This window comes from Streptomyces sp. NBC_00162, from assembly GCF_024611995.1.
Taxonomy (GTDB): Bacteria; Actinomycetota; Actinomycetes; order Streptomycetales; family Streptomycetaceae; genus Streptomyces.
The window spans coordinates 3675365-3694135 of sequence record NZ_CP102509.1 but is presented as its reverse complement, the minus strand read 5'-3'; the positions used below and the strand labels follow the sequence as shown (position 1 = coordinate 3694135).

At 72.2% G+C, this 18771-nt stretch carries 21 protein-coding genes; 10 read left to right on the top strand and 11 right to left on the bottom strand.

Annotation, left to right across the window (positions count from 1 at the left end; translation table 11 throughout):
* Positions 1–81: 81 nt before the first annotated feature.
* Positions 82–1359 (top strand): thymidine phosphorylase, encoded by a 1278-nt coding sequence (locus tag JIW86_RS17020; RefSeq protein ID WP_257554576.1) that lies wholly within the window; start codon positions 82–84, stop codon positions 1357–1359.
* A 152-nt stretch (positions 1360–1511) separates the two neighbouring features.
* Positions 1512–1853 carry an STAS domain-containing protein gene (locus JIW86_RS17015; RefSeq protein WP_257554574.1) on the top strand — a complete coding sequence of 114 codons (342 nt, stop codon included), beginning with the start codon at positions 1512–1514 and terminating at the stop codon, positions 1851–1853.
* Here JIW86_RS17015 and JIW86_RS17010 read toward each other — a convergent pair.
* The 3 genes from JIW86_RS17010 to JIW86_RS17000 all read right to left on the bottom strand — a co-directional run bounded on the left by JIW86_RS17010 (position 1749) and on the right by JIW86_RS17000 (position 4985).
* Positions 1749–2747: a sigma-70 family RNA polymerase sigma factor gene (locus tag JIW86_RS17010; protein WP_257554572.1), complete on the bottom strand. Its 999-nt coding sequence runs from the start codon at positions 2745–2747 to the stop codon at positions 1749–1751. The genes JIW86_RS17015 and JIW86_RS17010 overlap by 105 nt on opposite strands.
* A 113-nt stretch (positions 2748–2860) precedes the next feature.
* A complete protein-coding gene (locus JIW86_RS17005; protein WP_257554570.1) occupies positions 2861–3553 on the bottom strand; it encodes a L,D-transpeptidase family protein in 693 nt (230 codons plus the stop codon).
* A gap of 139 nt (positions 3554–3692) precedes the next feature.
* The gene (locus tag JIW86_RS17000; RefSeq protein ID WP_257554568.1) at positions 3693–4985 is read right to left on the bottom strand and encodes an MFS transporter; all 1293 of its coding nucleotides are present in this window, start codon (positions 4983–4985) and stop codon (positions 3693–3695) included.
* 98 nt (positions 4986–5083) lie between these two features.
* Here JIW86_RS17000 and JIW86_RS16995 point away from each other — a divergent pair, with 98 nt between their 5' ends.
* Positions 5084–6022 (top strand): LysR family transcriptional regulator, encoded by a 939-nt coding sequence (locus JIW86_RS16995; RefSeq protein ID WP_215149354.1) that lies wholly within the window; start codon positions 5084–5086, stop codon positions 6020–6022.
* An 8-nt stretch (positions 6023–6030) separates the two neighbouring features.
* Here JIW86_RS16995 and JIW86_RS16990 read toward each other — a convergent pair whose 3' ends face one another.
* A complete protein-coding gene (locus tag JIW86_RS16990; protein WP_257554565.1) occupies positions 6031–7047 on the bottom strand; it encodes a helix-turn-helix transcriptional regulator in 1017 nt (338 codons plus the stop codon).
* Positions 7048–7220: 173 nt separating this feature from the next.
* Between JIW86_RS16990 and JIW86_RS16980 the strand changes: the two genes are divergently transcribed.
* Positions 7221–8438 carry an ATP-grasp domain-containing protein gene (locus JIW86_RS16980; RefSeq protein ID WP_263862066.1) on the top strand — a complete coding sequence of 406 codons (1218 nt, stop codon included), beginning with the start codon at positions 7221–7223 and terminating at the stop codon, positions 8436–8438.
* Here JIW86_RS16980 and JIW86_RS16975 read toward each other — a convergent pair.
* Positions 8414–8785, bottom strand: a complete 372-nt coding sequence (locus JIW86_RS16975; protein ID WP_257554562.1) for a cupin domain-containing protein — start codon at positions 8783–8785, stop codon at positions 8414–8416. The two genes, JIW86_RS16980 and JIW86_RS16975, sit on opposite strands and share 25 nt — an antisense overlap.
* A gap of 65 nt (positions 8786–8850) precedes the next feature.
* The gene (locus JIW86_RS16970) at positions 8851–9573 is read right to left on the bottom strand and encodes an alpha/beta hydrolase (RefSeq protein ID WP_257554560.1); all 723 of its coding nucleotides are present in this window, start codon (positions 9571–9573) and stop codon (positions 8851–8853) included.
* Between the two features lie 113 nt (positions 9574–9686).
* Here JIW86_RS16970 and JIW86_RS16965 point away from each other — a divergent pair, with 113 nt between their 5' ends.
* The 3 genes from JIW86_RS16965 to JIW86_RS16955 all read left to right on the top strand — a co-directional run bounded on the left by JIW86_RS16965 (position 9687) and on the right by JIW86_RS16955 (position 12118).
* Positions 9687–10835 carry an adenosine deaminase gene (locus tag JIW86_RS16965; RefSeq protein WP_215149349.1) on the top strand — a complete coding sequence of 383 codons (1149 nt, stop codon included), beginning with the start codon at positions 9687–9689 and terminating at the stop codon, positions 10833–10835.
* A gap of 139 nt (positions 10836–10974) precedes the next feature.
* Positions 10975–11226, top strand: a complete 252-nt coding sequence (locus JIW86_RS16960) for a hypothetical protein (RefSeq protein WP_257554549.1) — start codon at positions 10975–10977, stop codon at positions 11224–11226.
* Positions 11227–11353: 127 nt separating this feature from the next.
* Complete coding sequence (locus tag JIW86_RS16955) at positions 11354–12118, top strand: hypothetical protein (protein ID WP_257554547.1); 765 nt, start codon at positions 11354–11356, stop codon at positions 12116–12118.
* Between the two features lie 7 nt (positions 12119–12125).
* On the opposite strand, the gene JIW86_RS16950 is transcribed toward JIW86_RS16955, so the two are convergent.
* The 5 genes from JIW86_RS16950 to JIW86_RS16930 form a co-directional block, all read right to left on the bottom strand.
* Positions 12126–12326 (bottom strand): PspC domain-containing protein, encoded by a 201-nt coding sequence (locus JIW86_RS16950; protein ID WP_215149346.1) that lies wholly within the window; start codon positions 12324–12326, stop codon positions 12126–12128.
* Positions 12327–12381: 55 nt separating this feature from the next.
* Positions 12382–12954 carry a VanZ family protein gene (locus JIW86_RS16945; RefSeq protein ID WP_215149345.1) on the bottom strand — a complete coding sequence of 191 codons (573 nt, stop codon included), beginning with the start codon at positions 12952–12954 and terminating at the stop codon, positions 12382–12384.
* Between the two features lie 137 nt (positions 12955–13091).
* On the bottom strand, positions 13092–13736 hold the full coding sequence (locus JIW86_RS16940) for a PH domain-containing protein (protein WP_215149344.1): 645 nt from the start codon (positions 13734–13736) through the stop codon (positions 13092–13094).
* A gap of 25 nt (positions 13737–13761) precedes the next feature.
* Positions 13762–14409, bottom strand: coding sequence for a class F sortase (locus JIW86_RS16935; protein WP_257554538.1), 648 nt, complete (start codon positions 14407–14409; stop codon positions 13762–13764).
* A gap of 78 nt (positions 14410–14487) precedes the next feature.
* Positions 14488–15177, bottom strand: coding sequence for a hypothetical protein (locus JIW86_RS16930; RefSeq protein WP_257554536.1), 690 nt, complete (start codon positions 15175–15177; stop codon positions 14488–14490).
* Positions 15178–15443: 266 nt separating this feature from the next.
* Between JIW86_RS16930 and deoC the strand changes: the two genes are divergently transcribed.
* The 3 genes from deoC to JIW86_RS16915 are packed head-to-tail and all read left to right on the top strand — an operon-like array spanning position 15444 to position 18740.
* Positions 15444–16406, top strand: coding sequence for a deoxyribose-phosphate aldolase (gene deoC / locus JIW86_RS16925; protein WP_257559344.1), 963 nt, complete (start codon positions 15444–15446; stop codon positions 16404–16406).
* 5 nt (positions 16407–16411) lie between these two features.
* A complete protein-coding gene (locus tag JIW86_RS16920; protein WP_215148402.1) occupies positions 16412–17848 on the top strand; it encodes an aldehyde dehydrogenase family protein in 1437 nt (478 codons plus the stop codon).
* Positions 17841–18740 carry an aldehyde dehydrogenase family protein gene (locus JIW86_RS16915; protein WP_257554534.1) on the top strand — a complete coding sequence of 300 codons (900 nt, stop codon included), beginning with the start codon at positions 17841–17843 and terminating at the stop codon, positions 18738–18740. The genes JIW86_RS16920 and JIW86_RS16915 overlap by 8 nt, the downstream gene beginning before the upstream one ends.
* Positions 18741–18771 lie beyond the last annotated feature (31 nt).

Sequence of the window (18771 nt, the reverse complement as noted above, 5' to 3'; positions counted from 1 at the left end):
CGGCCCTTCGCCCCCTGCGGGGCGGAGGGCCGTCGCAATTCCTCTCACCCCTCTCTCTATGCGCGTAGAAGGAAGCACTTCATGGACGTCATCTCCGTCATCCGGACCAAGCGGGACCGCGGCGAGCTGAGCCCCGAGCAGATCGACTGGGTCATCGACGCGTACACCCGCGGTGTCGTCGCCGACGAGCAGATGTCGGCTCTGGCGATGGCCATCCTGCTGAACGGGATGAACCGGGCCGAGATCGCCCGCTGGACCGCCGCGATGATCGCCTCCGGCGAGCGCATGAACTTCGACTCCCTCTCCCGCCCCACCGCCGACAAGCACTCCACCGGCGGAGTAGGCGACAAGATCACGCTGCCGCTGGCCCCGCTCGTCGCCGCGTGCGGCGCGGCCGTGCCGCAGCTGTCCGGCCGCGGGCTCGGCCACACCGGCGGCACCCTCGACAAGCTGGAGTCCATCCCCGGCTGGCGCGCGCTGCTGTCCAACGAGGAGATGCTGCACGTCCTGGACACCACCGGCGCGGTCATCTGCGCGGCGGGCGACGGCCTGGCCCCGGCGGACAAGAAGCTCTACGCCCTGCGCGACGTGACGGGCACGGTCGAGGCCATCCCGCTGATCGCCTCCTCGATCATGTCGAAGAAGATCGCCGAGGGTACGGGCTCCCTCGTCCTCGACGTGAAGGTCGGCAGCGGCGCCTTCATGAAGAACATCGAGGACGCGCGCGAGCTGGCGCGGACCATGGTGGGCCTGGGCACGGACTCGGGCGTCAAGACCGTCGCGCTCCTGACGGACATGTCCACCCCGCTCGGCCTGACCGCTGGCAACGCCCTGGAGGTCCGCGAGTCGGTCGAGGTCCTGGCCGGCGGCGGGCCCGCTGACGTCGTCGAGCTGACCATCGCCCTGGCCAAGGAGATGCTGGACGCGGCGGGCATCAAGGACGCCGACCCGGCGAAGGCCCTGGCCGACGGCTCCGCCATGGACCACTGGCGCCGGATGATCGCGGCCCAGGGCGGCGACCCGGACGCGGCCCTGCCCGTGGCCCGCGAGCAGCACGTGGTCACCGCCTCGGCCTCGGGCGTCCTGACCCGCCTCGACGCGTACGCGGTGGGCGTCGGCGCCTGGCGCCTGGGCGCGGGCCGTGCCCGCAAGGAGGACCCGGTCCAGGCGGGCGCGGGCATCGAGCTCCACGCGAAGCCGGGCGACACGGTCACCGCGGGCCAGCCGCTGATGACCCTGCACACGGACACCCCGGAGAAGTTCGACTACGCCCTGGCCTCCCTGGAGGGCTCGTACGACGTCGCCCCGGCGGGCACGGTCTTCTCCGCCACCCCGATCGTCCTGGATCGCATCGCCTGATCCCGGACCCCGGTCCCGTCGGCGCGGCTCCCCGTCCGGAGCCGCGCCGGCGTCTTTTCACCGGCCCGGAAGGGCCTCCCCCCGTCCCGCGCCCTGTCCCGCGCCCCGGCTCGCGCCCGATGAGTTCCGGGCGGTGGGGGAGTCATCCCCTCGTGGAGATCAAACGACTCGTGCTGCCCGGACCCGGACCCGACGCGCAGGACACGGCGCGACTGTGCGCCCGGCTGGCGCGGCTGTACGAGGACGGGGCCACCGCCGTGGTGTGTGACGCCACCGCCGTCACCGCGCCCGGCCTGGTCGCGGTGGAGACCCTGGCCCGGCTGCGGCTGACCGCCCGAGGTCACGGCGCCGGCTTCGCCGTCATCGGCGCCGGCCCCGCCCTGCGGGCCCTACTGGACCTCGTGGGCCTCGTCGAGCTGCTCGGGGAGCCCGAAGAGCGGGAACCACCGGGCGGTGTCCAGGAAGGCGTTGAGCCCGACGATCTTGCCGTCTGAGACCTCCAGGACCTGGAGCGCCCACGGGGTGTGGCCCTTCCCGGAGGCCGCCGGCCGGTACTGGCCGAAGGCCGGCATCCCGTTCGCCGTCGTCGGGATCAGGCGCGAGCCCTTGCAGCCGATGCCCTGGTTCAGATGCCAGGCCGCGATGTCCTCGTGGCCCTGGAGCCACAGGTCGAACGGCGGCATCGACAGCACCGCGTCCTCGTGCAGGAGCGTCGTCAGCCGCGAGATGTCATACGCCTCGAAGGCGGACAGGTACTGCTCCAGCAGCTTCGCCTGGTCCGCGTCCAGCGGATCGGCGGCCTCGCTCTCGCGGATCCGGCTGCCGGCCAGCGTGGCCCGCGCCCGCTGCAGCGCGCTGTTCACCGAAGCCACCGTGGTGTCCAGCAGCTGCGCGACCTCGTCGGCCTTCCAGGCCAGCACCTCGCGCAGGATCAGCACCGCCCGCTGCTTGGCCGGCAGGTGCTGGAGGGCCGCGACGAACGCCAGCCGCACGGATTCCTTCGCCAGGGCCATCTCCGCCGGGTCCGCGGTCTGCGGCAGCACCCGGCCGTCGGGGACCGGCTCCAGCCAGGTCACCTCGGGCCGTTCGTTGAGCACGGCGGAGGCCTGGTGCTGCGGGGCGGTCAGGTCCATCGGCCGGGCCCGCTTGTTCCCCGCGTTCAGCAGGTCCAGGCAGACGTTGGTGGCGATCCGGTACAGCCACGAGCGCAGCGAGGAGCGGCCCTCGAACTTCTCGTAGCTGCGCCAGGCACGGATGTACGTGTCCTGCACCGCGTCCTCGGCGTCGAAGGACGAGCCGAGCATCCGGTAGCAGTAACCCGTCAGCTCGACCCGGTAGCGGTCCAGCGCGGCATCCAGGTCCGGCGGTGTCGTCGCGAGGTCACTCATGGCTGTCGCCCCCAGGTAGGTCCACTCCTTCGGAACCTACCGGAGGGGTCTGACAACGGCAGCCCGAACGGCCGCAACAGCCGCAACGGCCGCGAGCGAGGTGTGGCGAGGCCTTACGTGCCCGGCTTGCGGCCGTAGACATAGACGTCCTCGCCGTTGCCCAGCAGGTTCCAGTACGCCTTGGCGTCGGCGGGCCGCATGTTCACGCAGCCGCCCGAGCCGGGCGGGTTCCACATGCTCTTGGTGGTCGAGTGGAAGGCGATGCCGCCGTCGAAGAACTGCGAGTAAGGCATCGCGACGTCGTAGATCGTCGACCAGTGGTCGATGCTGCGGTAGTAGATCTTCTTCAGGCCGGTCCGGGTCTCCGTGCCGTCCTTGCCGGTGCGGACCGGGACGGGGCCGTACTTCAGCGTGGCGCCGTCCTGGATCCAGCTGAGCTGCCGCGTCAGGTCGACGCAGGCGATCCGCCCCCGGTTCACCGGGCAGTTGCCGGCCTTGTTGGGGGTGCTGCCCGCCGCCCGCTGGGCCAGCATCGTGCTCATCGTCTGCCAGGTCAGCGGCCCCGCGTACCCCTGGGACGGGGTGATCCCGTGGCTCGCCTGGAACGACCTGATGGCCGTGCAGTCGGCCGAGGACTGCCTGCCGTCCACCGGCCGCCCCAGGAACTGCTCGACCTGCCGTTGGTACGGCCCGGTGCCGAGGTTGCAGGAGGCGGCCTGCGCCGCCCCGCCCCCCGCGACCACCAGCGGCAGCGCGAGCGCCACCGCACCCCCGAACACCACCACCGCCCGCCGCCTTGCGCGCATGCGCGTCGTCCGATTCACAGGCGTCCCCATCGCGTCCTCCCCTGCTCGCCCTGCATTCGTTCTCCGTGTTGAATGCCCGGAAAACCAGCGCGAGTTGCCTGTAGAGGGGACGTATTTCCCGATTTTCCCGACGAGTTCCTCAGCGCGCGGCCGCGGCCGAAGCCGGCATGCGCCGCTCCGCGCGGGCCGCGTGGGACCCGTACAGCGTGATCGAGACGACGCCGAGCACGGCCAGCAGCGCGATGCCCACCGTGGCCGCCCACCCCGCCGAGTGGTAGGCGAGGGCGCCCAGGGTGCCGCCCGCGCTGGAGCCCAGGTAGTACGCCGACTGGTAGAGCGCCGAGGCCTGCGCCCGGCCCGTCCGCGCCGTCCGGCTCACCGCGGCGGAGGCCACCGCGTGCCCGGCGAAGAAGCCCGCGGTGATCAGGATCAGCCCGGCCAGGATCGCGGCCAGGGAATCGGACAGCGACAGCAGCAGCCCGAGCGCGGTGGTGGTCACGGCCAGGTACAGCGCGCCGCGCCGCCCCGTGCGGGCCACCAGCTGCCCGGCCGCCGCCGAGGAGACCGTACCCACCAGGTAGATCAGGAAGATCGACCCGATCACGCCCTGCCCGAGCGAGAACGGCTCGTCCACCAGCCGGTAGCCGATGACGGTGTACACGGCGCCGAAGACGGTCATGAACAGCGCGCCGATCCCGTACAGCCGCAGCAGCAGCGGATCGCGCAGGTGACCGGCCACGGTACGGCCCACCGCGCGCGGGTTCAGCGAGGCCGGGCGGAAGAACCGCGCCCGGGGCAGCAGCACCAGGAAGGCCGCCGCGCAGGCCAGCGACATCAGCCCGACGGTGAGCAGGCCCGCCCGCCAGCCGCCGAGCTGCGCCCCCCAGCCGGTGACCAGGCGGCCGCTCATGCCGCCGATGGAGTTGCCCGCCACGAACAGGCCGATCGCCCCGACCAGGGCCTTCGGCTTGACCTCTTCCGCCAGGTACGCCATCGCGGAGGCCGGGATCCCGGCGATCGCCGCGCCCTGGAGGGCCCGCAGGGCCACCAGCCACTCCAGGCTCGGCGCGAAGGGCACCAGCAGGCCGACGCCCACGGCCACCGCCATCGACCAGGTCATCATCCGGGTGCGCCCGAACCGCTCGGACAGCGCGCTGAGCGGCAGCACGAACAGGGCGAGCGCGCCGGTGGCCGCGGACACCGTCCAGCTGGCCTGACCCGCCGTCACCCCGAACCCGTCGGAGATCGCGGGCAGCAGCGCCTGGGTGGAGTAGAGGAGGGCGAAGGTGGCCAGTCCGGCGGCGAAGAGCGCGAGGCTCATCCGGCGGTAGCCGGGGCGGCCGGGGGCTCGGAGCTCGGGGCGGTTGGGCTGCGGAAACAACGAGGTGGAGGCACCCGGGATGACGGGTGCCCCGGTATGAACGGGAGGCATACGTCGAAGGTAGGCCCGTGTTTTTGATGCGTCCAATGCACAGAATCGCGATAATCGATCCACTCACGCATCAGCACAGCTCAGGGCGGCGCACGTCGATGAACCGTTACGAAGAAGACATGGCCGTGACACGTCTGCTGGCCCCGCGCCTGGCGTACTTCGCGGCCGTCGCCCGGCACGAGCACGTCACCCGCGCCGCCCACGAACTGGGCGTTCCCCAATCGACGTTGTCGCGGGCCATGGTCCGCCTGGAACAGGACCTCGGCGTCACCCTGTTCGCCCGCAAGGGCCGCACCGTCGCCCTCACCACGGCGGGCCGCACCTTCCTGGCCTCCACGGAACAGGCCCTGGACGGGATCGCCCGCGCCGCCGAATCCGTCCAGCAGGACGCCGACCCGGCCCTCGGCAAGGTCGCCTTCGGCTTCCTGCACACCCTGGGCTCCGAGACCGTACCCGGCCTCATCCGCGCCTTCCGCGCCGACCACCCGCGCGTGCGCTTCTCCCTGGTCCAGAACTACGGCGAGGCCATGCTGGAGAAGCTCCGGTCCGGCGAACTCGACCTCTGCCTCACTTCACCCGTCCCGGACGCCCCCGACCTGGTCGCCCGCCGTCTCGACGAACAGCGGTTGCGCCTGGTGGTCCCCGACGACCACCGCCTGGCCGGCCGCAAGCGCATCCGCCTCGCCGAGGCCGCCGAGGAGACCTTCGTGACGCTGGAGCCCGGCTACGGCCTGCGCCGCATCACCGACGACCTGTGCGCGGAGGCCGGGTTCGTCCCCCGCGTCGCCTTCGAGGGCGAGGAGGCCGAGACCCTGCGCGGCCTGGTCGCCGCCGGTCTCGGCGTGGCCCTGCTGCCGCCGCCGGCCGTGGCCCGCCCGGGTGTCGTCGAGCTGACGGTGACCGCCCCGCGCGCCGTCCGCGAGATCGGCGTCGCCTGGCTCGACGGCCACCCCGACACCCCTCCGGTGGCCGAGTTCAAGCGCTTCCTGCTCTCCCGCCGCGGCCGCCTGATCCCCGAACTGGAGCCGCCCGCCTAGTCGCCCGCTTAGTCGCCCGGCTGCTCGTCCGCCTGGGGCGGTGACTGCGAGGACAGCAAGTACCCGGCCTGGAAGCGGGATTTGGCGCCGACGGCCCGCATGATCTCCGCGATGTGGCGCTGGCAGGTCCGCTCCGACATGCCCAGCCGCCGCGCGATCACCTTGTCCTCCAGCCCCTCCGACAGCAGCCGTACGATCGTCTGCCGCAGCTCGTCCGAGATCGACCGGGCCGCCTCCGGACTCACCGTCGTCGGGAAGGGCTCCGCCCCCAGCCAGGACCGCTCGAAGGCAGACGTCATGAAGTGCACGACGCTCCGCTCGCGCACCACCAGCGCCGCCCCGCTGCGCTCCGGCACCTCCATCAGGCCCGTGTGGTCGTCGAAGACCAGCATCCGCATCAGCCCGTCGCCCAGCGTCCGTACCTGCGCGCCCAGCGCCGTCACCCGCTCGACGTACGCCGCCGTGGGCCGCGAGTACCGGGCCGTGTGCTGGTAGAGCGTGCGCATCCGGACCCCGCGCGTCAGCAGCGACTCGTCCCGCCCGATCGACTCCTCCAGCGTCTCCAGCGGCCGGCCCCCGCCCGGCTGCGAGGTCAGGAGCTCCCGCTCGCACGCCGCGACCAGCTCCGTGATCAGCCCCCGTACCGCGCCCAGGTCCGTCACCAGCTCCAGGCGCCCCGACCCGCTCAGGTCCCGGTGCGCGGTCCCCGCCTCGTACGCCGGCACCAGCGTCTCCAGCCGCCCCCGCAGCCGGTCCATCTCGTCGTGGGTCTCCCGTACGAGCAGGGCCAGCGGGGCGAGCGCCCGCGCGGCCGCCGCCCGGGGTGCGACGGCGCTCCACCGGTCGGGCCCGCCGCCGGGCGCCCGCTGGAGGAGGTGCGCGGCGGCCAGCTCCGTGATGGCCGCGGCCGCGCGCACGCCCAGGGCCTCGGTTGCCTCGCCCGCATCAAAGGCGTGCCGCTCGACGGCGTAGGCGTAGAGGCGCCGGGCCGCGGGGCTCAGGTCTTCGGCTTGATCGGCTGGCATATGCCTATTCGTCCCGGAGTGTGTCCGTTCGTAAACCCCTCGTATTCCCGCAAGGCGACAAGACGACCCCTGTCCGGCGGCTTTCGGCATATGCCGAAGCGGCACAGTGGTCACACGGCGTGAGGGGGGAGCGCGGTATGCGACAGCGGACACCCAGGGAAGAACGGGGGCCCTTGGCTGTCCTGCTGAGCCCGCGACCCGCCGTGGTGGCGGCCGCCCGCCGTGCGGGTGCCCGCACCGTGGTGGTCGCGCCGGATCCATCGGTGCCATCCGACCGTGAGGGGGCGGAGCGGCGGGTACGGACGGACTGGCGCGACCACCGGCACCTCGTCGGGGCCGTCGGCCGGATGGAGGCGGTCCGCCGCGGCCGCGCCGCCGTCTTCGGGTTCGACGCCGCCGGAGCCCTCGCCGCGGCCCGCGCCAACGAGGAACTGGGCCTGCCCGGCACCCCCACCGCCGCCGTCACCGCCCTCATGGACAAGGCCGCCCTGCGCGCCCGCTCCAACACCCTGCACCCCGCCCGGCCCGTCTCCTTCGCCCGCTGCGGACGCGCGGAAACACTCCCGTTCGTCGCCACCCTCATCGGCTACCCGTGCGTGATCAAGCCCCGGGCGGGCGCCGACGGCGAAGGCGTCCGGCTCGTCCACGACGAAATCGAGGCGCGGGCCGCCGCCCACGGCTATCCGGAGGTCACCGACCTCCTCATCGAGGAGTACCTGGAAGGCCCGGAGCTCACCGTCGAGGCCCTCTCCCGCGCCGGGCACCACCGCATCCTGGGCTGGTCCCGCCGGCGCACCGGCCCCCGCCTCACCGCCACCGGCCACGACCTGCCGGTCGCCCTGGATCCCGGGACCGCGCAGGCCGTACGGGCCCTCGTACGCGGCGTCCTCGACCTCGCCGGACACCACGACGGCCCCTCCCACACCGAGGTCATCCTCACCGCGCACGGCCCCCGCCTCGTCGAGGCCCACGCCCGCCCCGGCGCCGAGGAGTTCAGCCGGCTGCTCCGGGCCGCCCACGGAACCGACGTCCTCGGCCTCGTGCTCGCCGCCGCCCTGGACCTGCCCGACCCGGAGCACAGCCCGCGCACCGCCTACGCCGGGCTGCGGTACGTGGACTTCCCGCCCGGCCGCGGCCCGGGCGGGGTCCGCCCGGGGATCGCCGCGGCGCGGGCCGTGCCGGGAGTGATCCGGGTCCAGCTGGAGATCCCGTCGGGCGCCACGGTCCGGCGCGCCCCGACGGGCGGTCTGCACCACGCGTACGTCCTGGCCACCGCCCCGACGGCGGGCTCGCTGGCCCGCACCCTGGACCGGGCCGCGGGTCTGCTCGGACAGGGCGTGCCGGGACGGTGGACGCGTCAGCTGCGTCAGCCGGAGACCGGCTTCGCGTAGTCGCCGTAGCCGGTCCAGTCCAGCGCGACGCAGGGCTCGTCACCGAGGACATAGGCGTCGTGCCCGGGCGCGATCTCGATGAAGTCGCCCGGACCGATCTCGCCGCTCTCCCCGTCGTCCATGACGATCTTCATGCGGCCGCTCACGACGTACCCCGTGTGAGCGGACTGGCAGCTTTCCGTGCCCGCCAGCGGCTTGATGTGCTCCGACCAGCGCCAGCCCGGCTCGAACACGGCACGGCCGACGGCGCCGCCCCCGGTGTTGAAGACGTCCAGCCTGCCCTTGCCGTCCGGGAACGGTCGTGTCTCGTCCGGCTTGTCGAAATTCCGGAACGTCAATCCGGCCATGGCCCATCGCCTCCGGGAGGAAAGGCCCCGAGTTCACTCCTCACGGTACGCGCGACAGCCGCGCCTCACCGCCGGAGCGAGCGCCCGAACCCCGATGCCAGCGGCATCCGCAGACCCAGCGGCGGGGGAGCGGCCAGCGCGTCCGTCACCGGCCGCGAGTACCGCCCCGAGCACACCGCGCCGAGGACGAAGTCCACGGCCAGTGCGACGACTTCCGGCTGGTGCTCGCGCAGCCCGTGACCGTCCGAGTGCACCTCGAACCGGCACGTGGAACGATTCGCCTTCTTGGCCCGCGCCGCCAGCAGAAACGATGCCTCCGGGTCGCTGTGCGCGTCGTTCGTGCCGTGCACGATCAGGACCTGCCGCCCCGACAGCTGTTTCACCGGTTCAGGCGAGTCCGCCACCACCGCTTCTCCCAGGCAAGGGGCCAGCGACACCACCGAGTTGACGGCGTCGTGGCCCGCCGCCCGCAGCGCGGCCAGGCCTCCCGCACCGAAGCCGGCCAGGCACACGGGCACGTCCCCGTACCGCCGCACCGCCTCGTCCGCCGCCCACCCCGCCTGCTCCTCGCGGGAGGCGTCCCCACCGTGGATCACGGTGTGCGCGACCAGCCCCTCCGCCCCGCCCGCCCGGGCCAGCGCCCGCCCGAGCGGACGCAGCGGACCGGGGGAGAATCTGGACGCTCCGGGAAGAAGGAGCACCACACCACTGACCGTCGACCCCAAGCCGTTCGCGCCGGCTGCCCGCCCCAGGCGGGCCCCGCGCGCCGGCGGCGCATGCTGTGCCATGGCGGAACAGTCTCAGACACCGAGGTGTACGACATCCGTCCGTGCGGTCTCTGTTACATATCGGCACTCGCGGCCGTCACCCGCTCTACGCGCGTAGGAGCTAGAGTGCCCAGATGACGAGCGAGACCCCCAACCTGCCGACCCCGGATCAGATCCGCCGCTCCCCGAAGGTGCTCCTGCACGATCACCTCGACGGTGGACTGCGCCCCGGGACCATCATCGAGCTGGCCCGCGAGGCCGGCTACGAGAGCCTCCCCGAGACCGACGCCGACAAGCTCGGCATCTGGTTCCGGGAAGCCGCCGACTCCGGCTCCCTCCCGCGCTACCTGGAGACCTTCGCGCACACCTGCGCGGTCATGCAGACGAAGGAGGCCCTCTTCCGGGTCGCCGCCGAGTGCGCCGAGGACCTGGCCGAGGACGGCGTCGTGTACGCCGAGATCCGCTACGCCCCCGAGCAGCACCTGGAAGCCGGCCTGACCCTCGAAGAGGTCGTCGAGGCCGTGAACGACGGCTTCCGCGAGGGCGAGCGGCGTGCGAAGGCCAACGGCCACCGCATCCGCATCGGCGCCCTGCTGACCGCGATGCGGCACGCCGCCCGCGCGCTGGAGATCGCGGAGCTGGCCAACCGCTACCGCGACAACGGCGTGGTCGGCTTCGACATCGCCGGTGCCGAGGCCGGGTTCCCTCCCACCCGCCACCTCGACGCCTTCGAGTACCTCAAGCGCGAGAACAACCACTTCACGATCCACGCGGGCGAGGCCTTCGGCCTGCCGTCGATCTGGCAGGCCCTGCAGTGGTGCGGCGCCGACCGCCTCGGTCACGGCGTGAAGATCATCGACGACATCGAGGTCGCCGCCGACGGCTCGGTGACGCTGGGCCGCCTGGCCTCGTACGTCCGGGACAAGCGCATCCCCCTGGAGATGTGCCCGACGTCGAACCTCCAGACGGCCGCGGCCGCCTCGTACGCCGAGCACCCGATCGGCCTGCTGCGGAAGCTGCACTTCAGGCTCACGGTCAACACCGACAACCGCCTGATGAGCGGCACCAGCATGAGCCGCGAGTTCGAGCACCTGGTGGACACCTTCGGCTACACGCTGGAGGACATGCAGTGGTTCACCGTCAATGCGATGAAGTCCGCGTTCATTCCTTTCGATGAACGACTGGCCATGATCAACGAGGTCATCAAGCCTGGTTATGCGGAGCTGAAGTCGGAGTGGCTGTTCCAGCAGACTGCTTCCACCAGCGGTTCTGTCTCGGCTTAGGCCATGGCGTGACGTACTGAAAGCGCCCGGGAGGAGCAATTCCCGGGCGCTTTCTCATATTTACGGATGTTTGCGGGCGGCGGTTTGAAGTGACTAGTTTGCGGAGCCGCTCAATTCCCCGTCGCAAGGACACGTTTTCATGAAGCAGTCAGCTGCCAAGATCATCGGTGCCGCCGCTCTGGGTGCCGCCTTCGCCGCCGTCGCCGCCGGTTCCGCCTCGGCCGCGGCCCTCCCGGCCGTCGGTCTCACCGACGCGCTGGGCAGCGCCACCGGTGCGCTCCAGGGTGTCACCAGCCAGCAGTCGGCCTCCGAAGAGGGCGGACAGCCGAGCGACCCCACCGCTGCGGTCACCGGTCTGCTGGGCCCGGTCACCGGCGCCCTCAACGGCTGACGTTGCCGCGACACGAACGCGTGCACGGCGGTCGCGCACCTCTTCGACGAGGTGTGTGTGCCGCCGTGCGGTGTGTCACGATCACCACCAACTGCCCGCCGACGTACGCGGTATGAGGTTATTGGTCATGCGCATGAAAGTACGAGCGACCGTGGTCGCGCTGGTCCCCGCCCTGCTGCTCGCGGCGGCCGGATGCAGCAGTACGGACACGTCCCCGACGGGCAAGGACCCGGACCCCAAGGGCTCCGCGAGCCACGCCTCCGGCGCGCCCGGTGCCCCCGCGGCCACCGCCACCGGCGGATCCGCCACGCCCAAGACCGGCGGCAGCAAGGCGGAACGGTCCGCGCTGGAACAGGGCGACCTGCCCGGCTACCAGGTCTCCGCGGAGGGCAAGAACCCCAACGCCCCGGACGGCCAGCCGCAGGCCGACAAGAAGGCCTGTCAGCCGCTGGCCGACATCATGGGCGACAAGCCGGACCCGGCCGCGCGCGAGACCGTAAACCGGGGCGTCGGCTCCCAGAAGCAGGTCGGACTCGCCGTCTCCGCCTCCGTCAGCACCTACGCCGAGAGCGACGCCAAGGCGCTGATCGCCCGCCTCAAGGCCGCCGTGCCCGCCTGCGCCACGGGCTTCACCGCCACGGTCGAAAAGCAGTCCGGCACCTACCGCGAGGTGCGGGCCGCCGACTACCGCACGACCGGCGACGAGAGCGTCAGCTGGACCACGACCGCGGCCGCCCAGGGCGTCTCCGCCCAGGTCCACCTGGTCGTCGTACGCGAGGGCGACACCATCGTGCGGCTGATGTCCCTCAACGTGGCGGCGGCCGAGCAGAAGACGCAGGTGCCGCAGGAAGTCGCCGACAAGCAGCTGGAAAAGGTCCAGCGGGCCGGCTGACCCCGCCCTACCAGGCGGTGGAGGCGGACTTCTCGTTCGGCAGGAGCAGCCACAGCGCCAGGTAGATCAGGAACTGCGGGCCGGGCAGCAGGCACGAGACGACGAATATGACGCGCATCGTGTTGGCGGATATTCCGAAACGCCGGGCCAGTCCGGCGCAGACGCCGCCGATCCATCGACCGTCACGGGGGCGGACAAGGGCGCTCATGGGGTTCTCCTCACATTGAGATCGGCGCTGTGAAACCAGCACTGCGTGCGATGCCTCAATACTCGCGGGGAACCGCCGAAAGAACCTCGGTCCACGGACCGAGCCCGACCCTGGTAATTCTCGGGGTGGGTCCCTGATAAGCGCTGCGTGAGCGCCGCAGCCGGGCCCGTAGCGCCGGTACGACGGCCGCGTGGGCGAGCAGCACGCCGACGGTGTTCAGCAGGACCGAGTCCACATCGACCACCTGGCCCGGCACGGCGGTCTGGAGCATCTCGATGCACACCGAGATCAGCGCGCCGGCCGCCGCGGTCCGGGCCAGCGAGGACCACGCGGACAGCGCCGACGGCGCGAGCCGTCCGCTGACCAGCGGCAGCAGCACCCCGAGCGGGGCCAGCAGCGCCAGTCCCTCGCCGATCCGGCGGGCGCCCTCCAGCGGCCCGTAGGCGAGGTCCGCCCTGATCCCCTCCAGCGGGGTCAGGTTCGCGGCCGCGGCCCAGGGCACGTCCAGTGGTCGCAGCGTCAGCAAGCCGACGACGAGGAGATGGGCGGCCAGCAGGGCGCCGCCCAGGAGCCGGAACCGGAGATGAATGGCGGTGGCGGCGCTGCCGCCGGCCTCATGACGCTGCACACCTGCGAGGACGCAGCGTCCGGTAGCCCTGGTTCCGCCCCGGACGGGGTGTGGTGGGGAGCACGTACGACGGCACGTACGAGGGCGCGTGCGAGGGTGCGTGCGAGGGTGCCGGACGAGGGTGCCTACGGGCCCCGTCAGCCCGTGGCGAGGAGCACGATCAGCAGCACCGCGCCGGCCACGGCGGGCGCGATGATCTCGTACGACCACTGCACGCGCACGCTGCCCTGGGCGCCGGCCCGCGAGGCGCCGCGCTCGGCCAGCTCCCGCAGTTCGTCCACGACCTTGTCGGCCCCGGCCCGCTGCGGTCCGGCCGGTGCGGCCGGCTTCTCGGCGTCCGCGGCGGACATGCCCCGGCCGGTGAGCCCGCTGCGGCGGCTGAGCTGCTGCCGGCTCGCCTTCTTCCGCTCCCGCAGGGAGACGGGGACGGACCAGAGCTGGTACTTCGAGCCCTCGGCCAGCACCTCCGCCGAGTACCCGGCGCGCACCGCGTCCACGGCCGCCCAGGGCAGCTCGATGACCCGGAAGGGGTTCCGCACGCGCATCCGGTCCTCATTCGCGAAGACGGCGGGGCGGATCGTGAAGGCCACGACGAGCGGTACGGCGAACAGCGCCAGCGCGAGGGCGATCCACGGGGTGTTCCCGGAGCCGCGCACCACGGCGTCCCCGCAGAGCCACGCGGTCAGCGCGAGCAGCAGCACCCCGGTGACCACGGCCATGGAGGAGCGGTAGACCCGGTCGTCGTAGACGGGCTCGTCGGTCGGCTGGTGCTGGCTGCTCATGGGCCCGATTCTGCCCCACGCCGTCTCACCCCACGAGATCGGCGTACAGAATGATGTTGTCGGGCCGGTGGCCGTCGGTGATCCGGCCGCCGCACGTGATGACGCGAAGCTCCGGACGCGCGGTGTCCCCGTAGACCTTGTCGGTGGGGAACCGCTTCTTGTCGACCTGCTCCAGCTCGCGGACGCGGAAGACGGCGGTGCTCCCGTCCGCCCGGGAGACCGTGATCTCGTCGCCGGCGCGGACGCGTGAGACGTCCTTGAGCACGGCCGGGCCGCGGACGGTGTCGAAGTGGCCGATCAGCACCGCGGGGCCGGTCTCGCCGGGGGTGACGCCCTTGCCGTACCAGCCGATCTTGTCCCCGTCGGCCACGGAGGGCACCTCGACCGTGCCGTCGGCGGCCAGCCCCAGCGTCAGCAGCGGCGAGGCGTCCACCCCGGCCGCGGGGATCCGTACGCGTACGGGCGCGGAGGCGGGCAGCGGGGTGGCCGATGCCGGGGCCGCGGGGGCGGCCGTGGGGGTGACGGCGGGCGGGGCGGCGGGCGGTGCCGCGTCCGCGGGCGGGGTGGCGGTGGCGGCGGTGCCGCAGCCGGTCAGGGCGGCGGCGAGGAAGACGGCGGCGAGCAGCGGACGGGCGGCGCGGCGGGCGGCGCGGTCGGCGGCGCGGTGGGCCATGGGGACGCTCCGGGAACGGGCTTCGGCGGGCCACCGGGATGGTGGCCCGCCGGAGGCGAGACGAGGCTGAGGGGTGTATCAGCCCTGGGCGCGGCGGCGGCGCAGGGCCACGCTGGCGCCGAGCGCACCGAAGATCGCGATCAGGCCGACGCCGGCCGCCACGGTGGTGCCGTTGTCGGTGTCCTCGGCCGCCGCGGCGGGGATCTCGGCGCCCGCGGCCACCGCACCCTTGGGCACGACCGAGGTCTGGCCCGCGTTCTGCGCCTTCGGGGCGGGGGCAACGGCCGGGGAGGCGGTGGGCTTCGGCGTGGCCGTGCCGCCCTTGCCCGAGGGGGTCGTCGTGCCCTTCGGCAGCAGGTAGAAGCCGTTCGAGGCGCCCTCGCCCACCACGTGGACGTTGAGCCCGTAGCGGCCGCCGTCGGTCTTGGTGAGGGTGTACTCGACGCCGTCGACCACCGCGCGCGGCTTCGAGGGGTCGAGCTTCGCCAGGACGCGGCCCGCCCAGCCGTCGGCCGGCTTCCAGTCCGGGGCGACGGCGCGGATCCAGACCTCGGGGCCCTCGGACTTGTTGCGCAGCACCGCGATCCGGCCCTCGCCCACGAGGACGACCTCGCCGTCGTAGCGGTCGTCGCCCGGGGTGCTCGCGGCCGCGGCCGACACCGGCGTCGCGTTCTGGGCGCCGGGCGCGGCGAACGCGGTCGCGGCGGGCATCAGGAACACCCCGGCGAGGGCGGCGGTGACGATCGAGGCGCGGAGGGCGGAACGCATAACGACTCCTGAAGCGTGGGTGAGGAAAGTGGAGGAGAGTCGCATGCCGCGTTGAGTCTGTTCGGTCTGGTTCACCGGGTCAGGTGTGGCGGGCTGCTGAAGAGAAATCTATGGATCTTGTGCTGGCGGACGATCCCGGTCCTGTCATGGCCGCGTAACAGCGAACGCGTGTCCGAGCGGAGGTGTCGATTCCGCACCGGAACCGGCCGAATCCGGGGGAGGGGGTGACAGGCCGCTACGCGCGTAGATATGCTCATGTGGTGACCATGCCCACCACCCTCACCGCATTCGCTGACGTGACGACGTCCGACAGTGCGCTGCGCCGCTTCCTGCACGGGCTGCCCGGCGTCGACGCAGTCGGACTGGAGGCCCGCGCGGCCGCCCTCGGCACCCGCTCGATCAAGACGACGGCCAAGGCGTACGCCATCGATCTGGCCATCTCGATGATCGACCTGACGACGCTGGAAGGCGCGGACACCCCGGGCAAGGTCCGGGCGCTCTCCGCCAAGGCCGTCAACCCCGATCCGACCGACCGTACGACGCCGATGACCGCCGCGGTCTGCGTGTACCCCGACATGGTGGCCACCGCGAAGGCCGCCCTCAACGGCGCCGACGTCAAGGTGGCCTCCGTCGCGACCGCCTTCCCGGCCGGCCGCGCCGCGCTGCCCGTCAAGCTCGCCGACACCCGTGACGCCGTCGCCGCCGGCGCCGACGAGATCGACATGGTCATCGACCGTGGCGCCTTCCTCGCCGGCCGCTACCTCGACACGTACGAGCTGATCAAGGCCATCAAGGAGGCCTGCGTCCGCCCCGACGGCAGCGCGGCCCGCCTCAAGGTCATCTTCGAGACCGGCGAGCTGTCGACGTACGACAACATCCGCCGCGCCTCCTGGATCGGCATGCTCGCGGGCGCCGACTTCATCAAGACGTCGACCGGCAAGGTGGGCGTCAACGCCACCCCGGCCAACACGCTGCTCATGCTCGAAGCCGTCCGCGACTTCAAGGCGCAGACTGGAATCCAGATCGGCGTGAAGCCGGCCGGCGGCATCCGGACCACCAAGGACGCGATCAAGTTCCTGGTCCTGGTCAACGAGACCGTGGGCGAGGACTGGCTGAGCAACCACTGGTTCCGCTTCGGCGCCTCCAGCCTGCTCAACGACCTGTTGATGCAGCGCCAGAAGCTGAGCACCGGCCGTTACTCCGGTCCCGACTACGTGACGGTGGACTGATCACCATGGCATCCCTCTTCGAGTACGCACCGGCTCCCGAGTCCCGCTCGGTCGTCGACATCGCCCCCTCCTACGGGCTCTTCATCGACGGCGAGTTCACCGACGCCGCCGACGGCAAGGTCTTCAAGACCGTCTCCCCGTCGTCCGAGGAAGTCCTGGCCGAGGTCGCCCAGGCGGGCGCCGCCGATGTGGACCGTGCCGTGAAGGCCGCCCGCAAGGCCTTCGAGAAGTGGTCCGCGCTGCCCGGCTCCGAGCGCGCCAAGTACCTCTTCCGCATCGCCCGGATCATCCAGGAGCGCAGCCGCGAGCTCGCCGTCCTGGAGACCCTGGACAACGGCAAGCCGATCAAGGAGACCCGCGACGCGGACCTCCCGCTGGTCGCCGCGCACTTCTTCTACTACGCGGGCTGGGCCGACAAGCTCGACCACGCGGGCTACGGGGCCAACCCGCGCCCGCTCGGCGTCGCCGGCCAGGTCATCCCGTGGAACTTCCCGCTCCTGATGCTCGCGTGGAAGATCGCCCCGGCGCTCGCCACCGGCAACACGGTCGTGCTGAAGCCGGCGGAGACGACCCCCCTCTCCGCGCTGTTCTTCGCGGACATCTGCCGCCAGGCGGGCCTGCCCAAGGGCGTCGTCAACATCCTCACCGGGTACGGGGACGCGGGCGCGGCCCTCGTCGAGCACCCGGACGTCAACAAGGTCGCCTTCACCGGCTCGACCGCCGTGGGCAAGAAGATCGCCCGCCACGTCGCCGGGACCGACAAGAAGGTCACCCTGGAGCTGGGCGGCAAGGGCGCGAACATCGTCTTCGACGACGCCCCGATCGACCAGGCCGTCGAGGGCATCGTCAACGGCATCTTCTTCAACCAGGGCCAGGTCTGCTGCGCGGGCTCGCGCCTGCTGGTCCAGGAGTCGATCCACGACGAGCTGCTGGACTCCCTCAAGCGCCGCCTCTCCACGCTGCGCCTGGGCGACCCGCTCGACAAGAACACCGACATCGGGGCGATCAACTCCGCCGAGCAGCTCGCCCGGATCACCGCGCTCGCGGAGACCGGCGAGGCCGAGGGTGCCGAGCGCTGGTCCCCGGCCTGTGAGCTGCCGTCCGCCGGCTACTGGTTCGCCCCGACGCTCTTCACGAACGTCACCCAGGCGCACACCGTCGCTCGCGACGAGATCTTCGGCCCGGTGCTGTCCGTGCTGACCTTCCGCACGCCCGACGAGGCCGTCGCCAAGGCCAACAACAGCCAGTACGGCCTGTCCGCGGGCATCTGGACGGAGAAGGGCTCGCGGATCCTCGCGGTCGCGAACAAGCTCCGCGCCGGTGTCGTCTGGGCCAACACGTTCAACAAGTTCGACCCGACCTCGCCCTTCGGCGGCTACAAGGAGTCGGGCTTCGGCCGCGAAGGCGGTCGCCACGGCCTGGAGGGTTACCTCGATGTCTGAGTCGTCGACGGCGCGTCTGAGCGTCTTCAAGACCTACAAGCTGTACGTCGGGGGCAAGTTCCCCCGCTCCGAGAGCGGCCGGGTGTACGAGGTGACGGACTCCAAGGGCAAGTGGCTGGCCAACGCACCACTGTCCTCCCGCAAGGACGCGCGTGACGCGGTCGTCGCCGCCCGCAAGGCCTTCGGCGGCTGGTCCGGCGCCACCGCCTACAACCGCGGGCAGATCCTCTACCGCATCGCCGAGATGCTCGAGGGCCGCCGCGACCAGTTCGTCCGCGAGGTCGGCGAGGCCGAGGGCCTGTCCAAGTCCAAGGCCGGCGCGGTCGTGGACGCGGCCATCGACCGCTGGGTCTGGTACGCGGGCTGGACCGACAAGATCGGCCAGATCGTCGGCGGGGCCAACCCCGTCGCGGGCCCGTTCTTCAACCTCTCCACCCCCGAGCCGACCGGCGTCGTCACGGTCGTCGCCCCGCAGGACTCGTCCTTCCTGGGCCTGATCTCGGTGGTCGCCCCGGTGATCGCCACCGGCAACACCGTCGTCGTGATCGCCTCGGAGAAGTCCCCGCTGCCCGCCCTCTCCCTGGGCGAGGTGCTGGCGACCTCCGACCTGCCCGGCGGCGTGGTCAACATCCTGTCCGGCAAGGCCGGCGAGATGGGCCCGCACCTGGCGTCCCACCAGGACGTCAACGCGATCGACCTGGCGGGCGCCGGCACGGCGCTGGCCAAGGAGCTGGAGATCGCGGCGGCGGACAACCTCAAGCGCGTTCTTCGTCCACAGCCTGTGGACGACTGGACCGCCGACCCGGGCACGCACCGCATGACGGCGTTCCTGGAGACCAAGACGGTCTGGCACCCCACGGGTTCGCTGGGCTCGGGCGGGTCCTCGTACTAGAAGGCCCCCGCGAACCGGCCCCGGCAGCCCA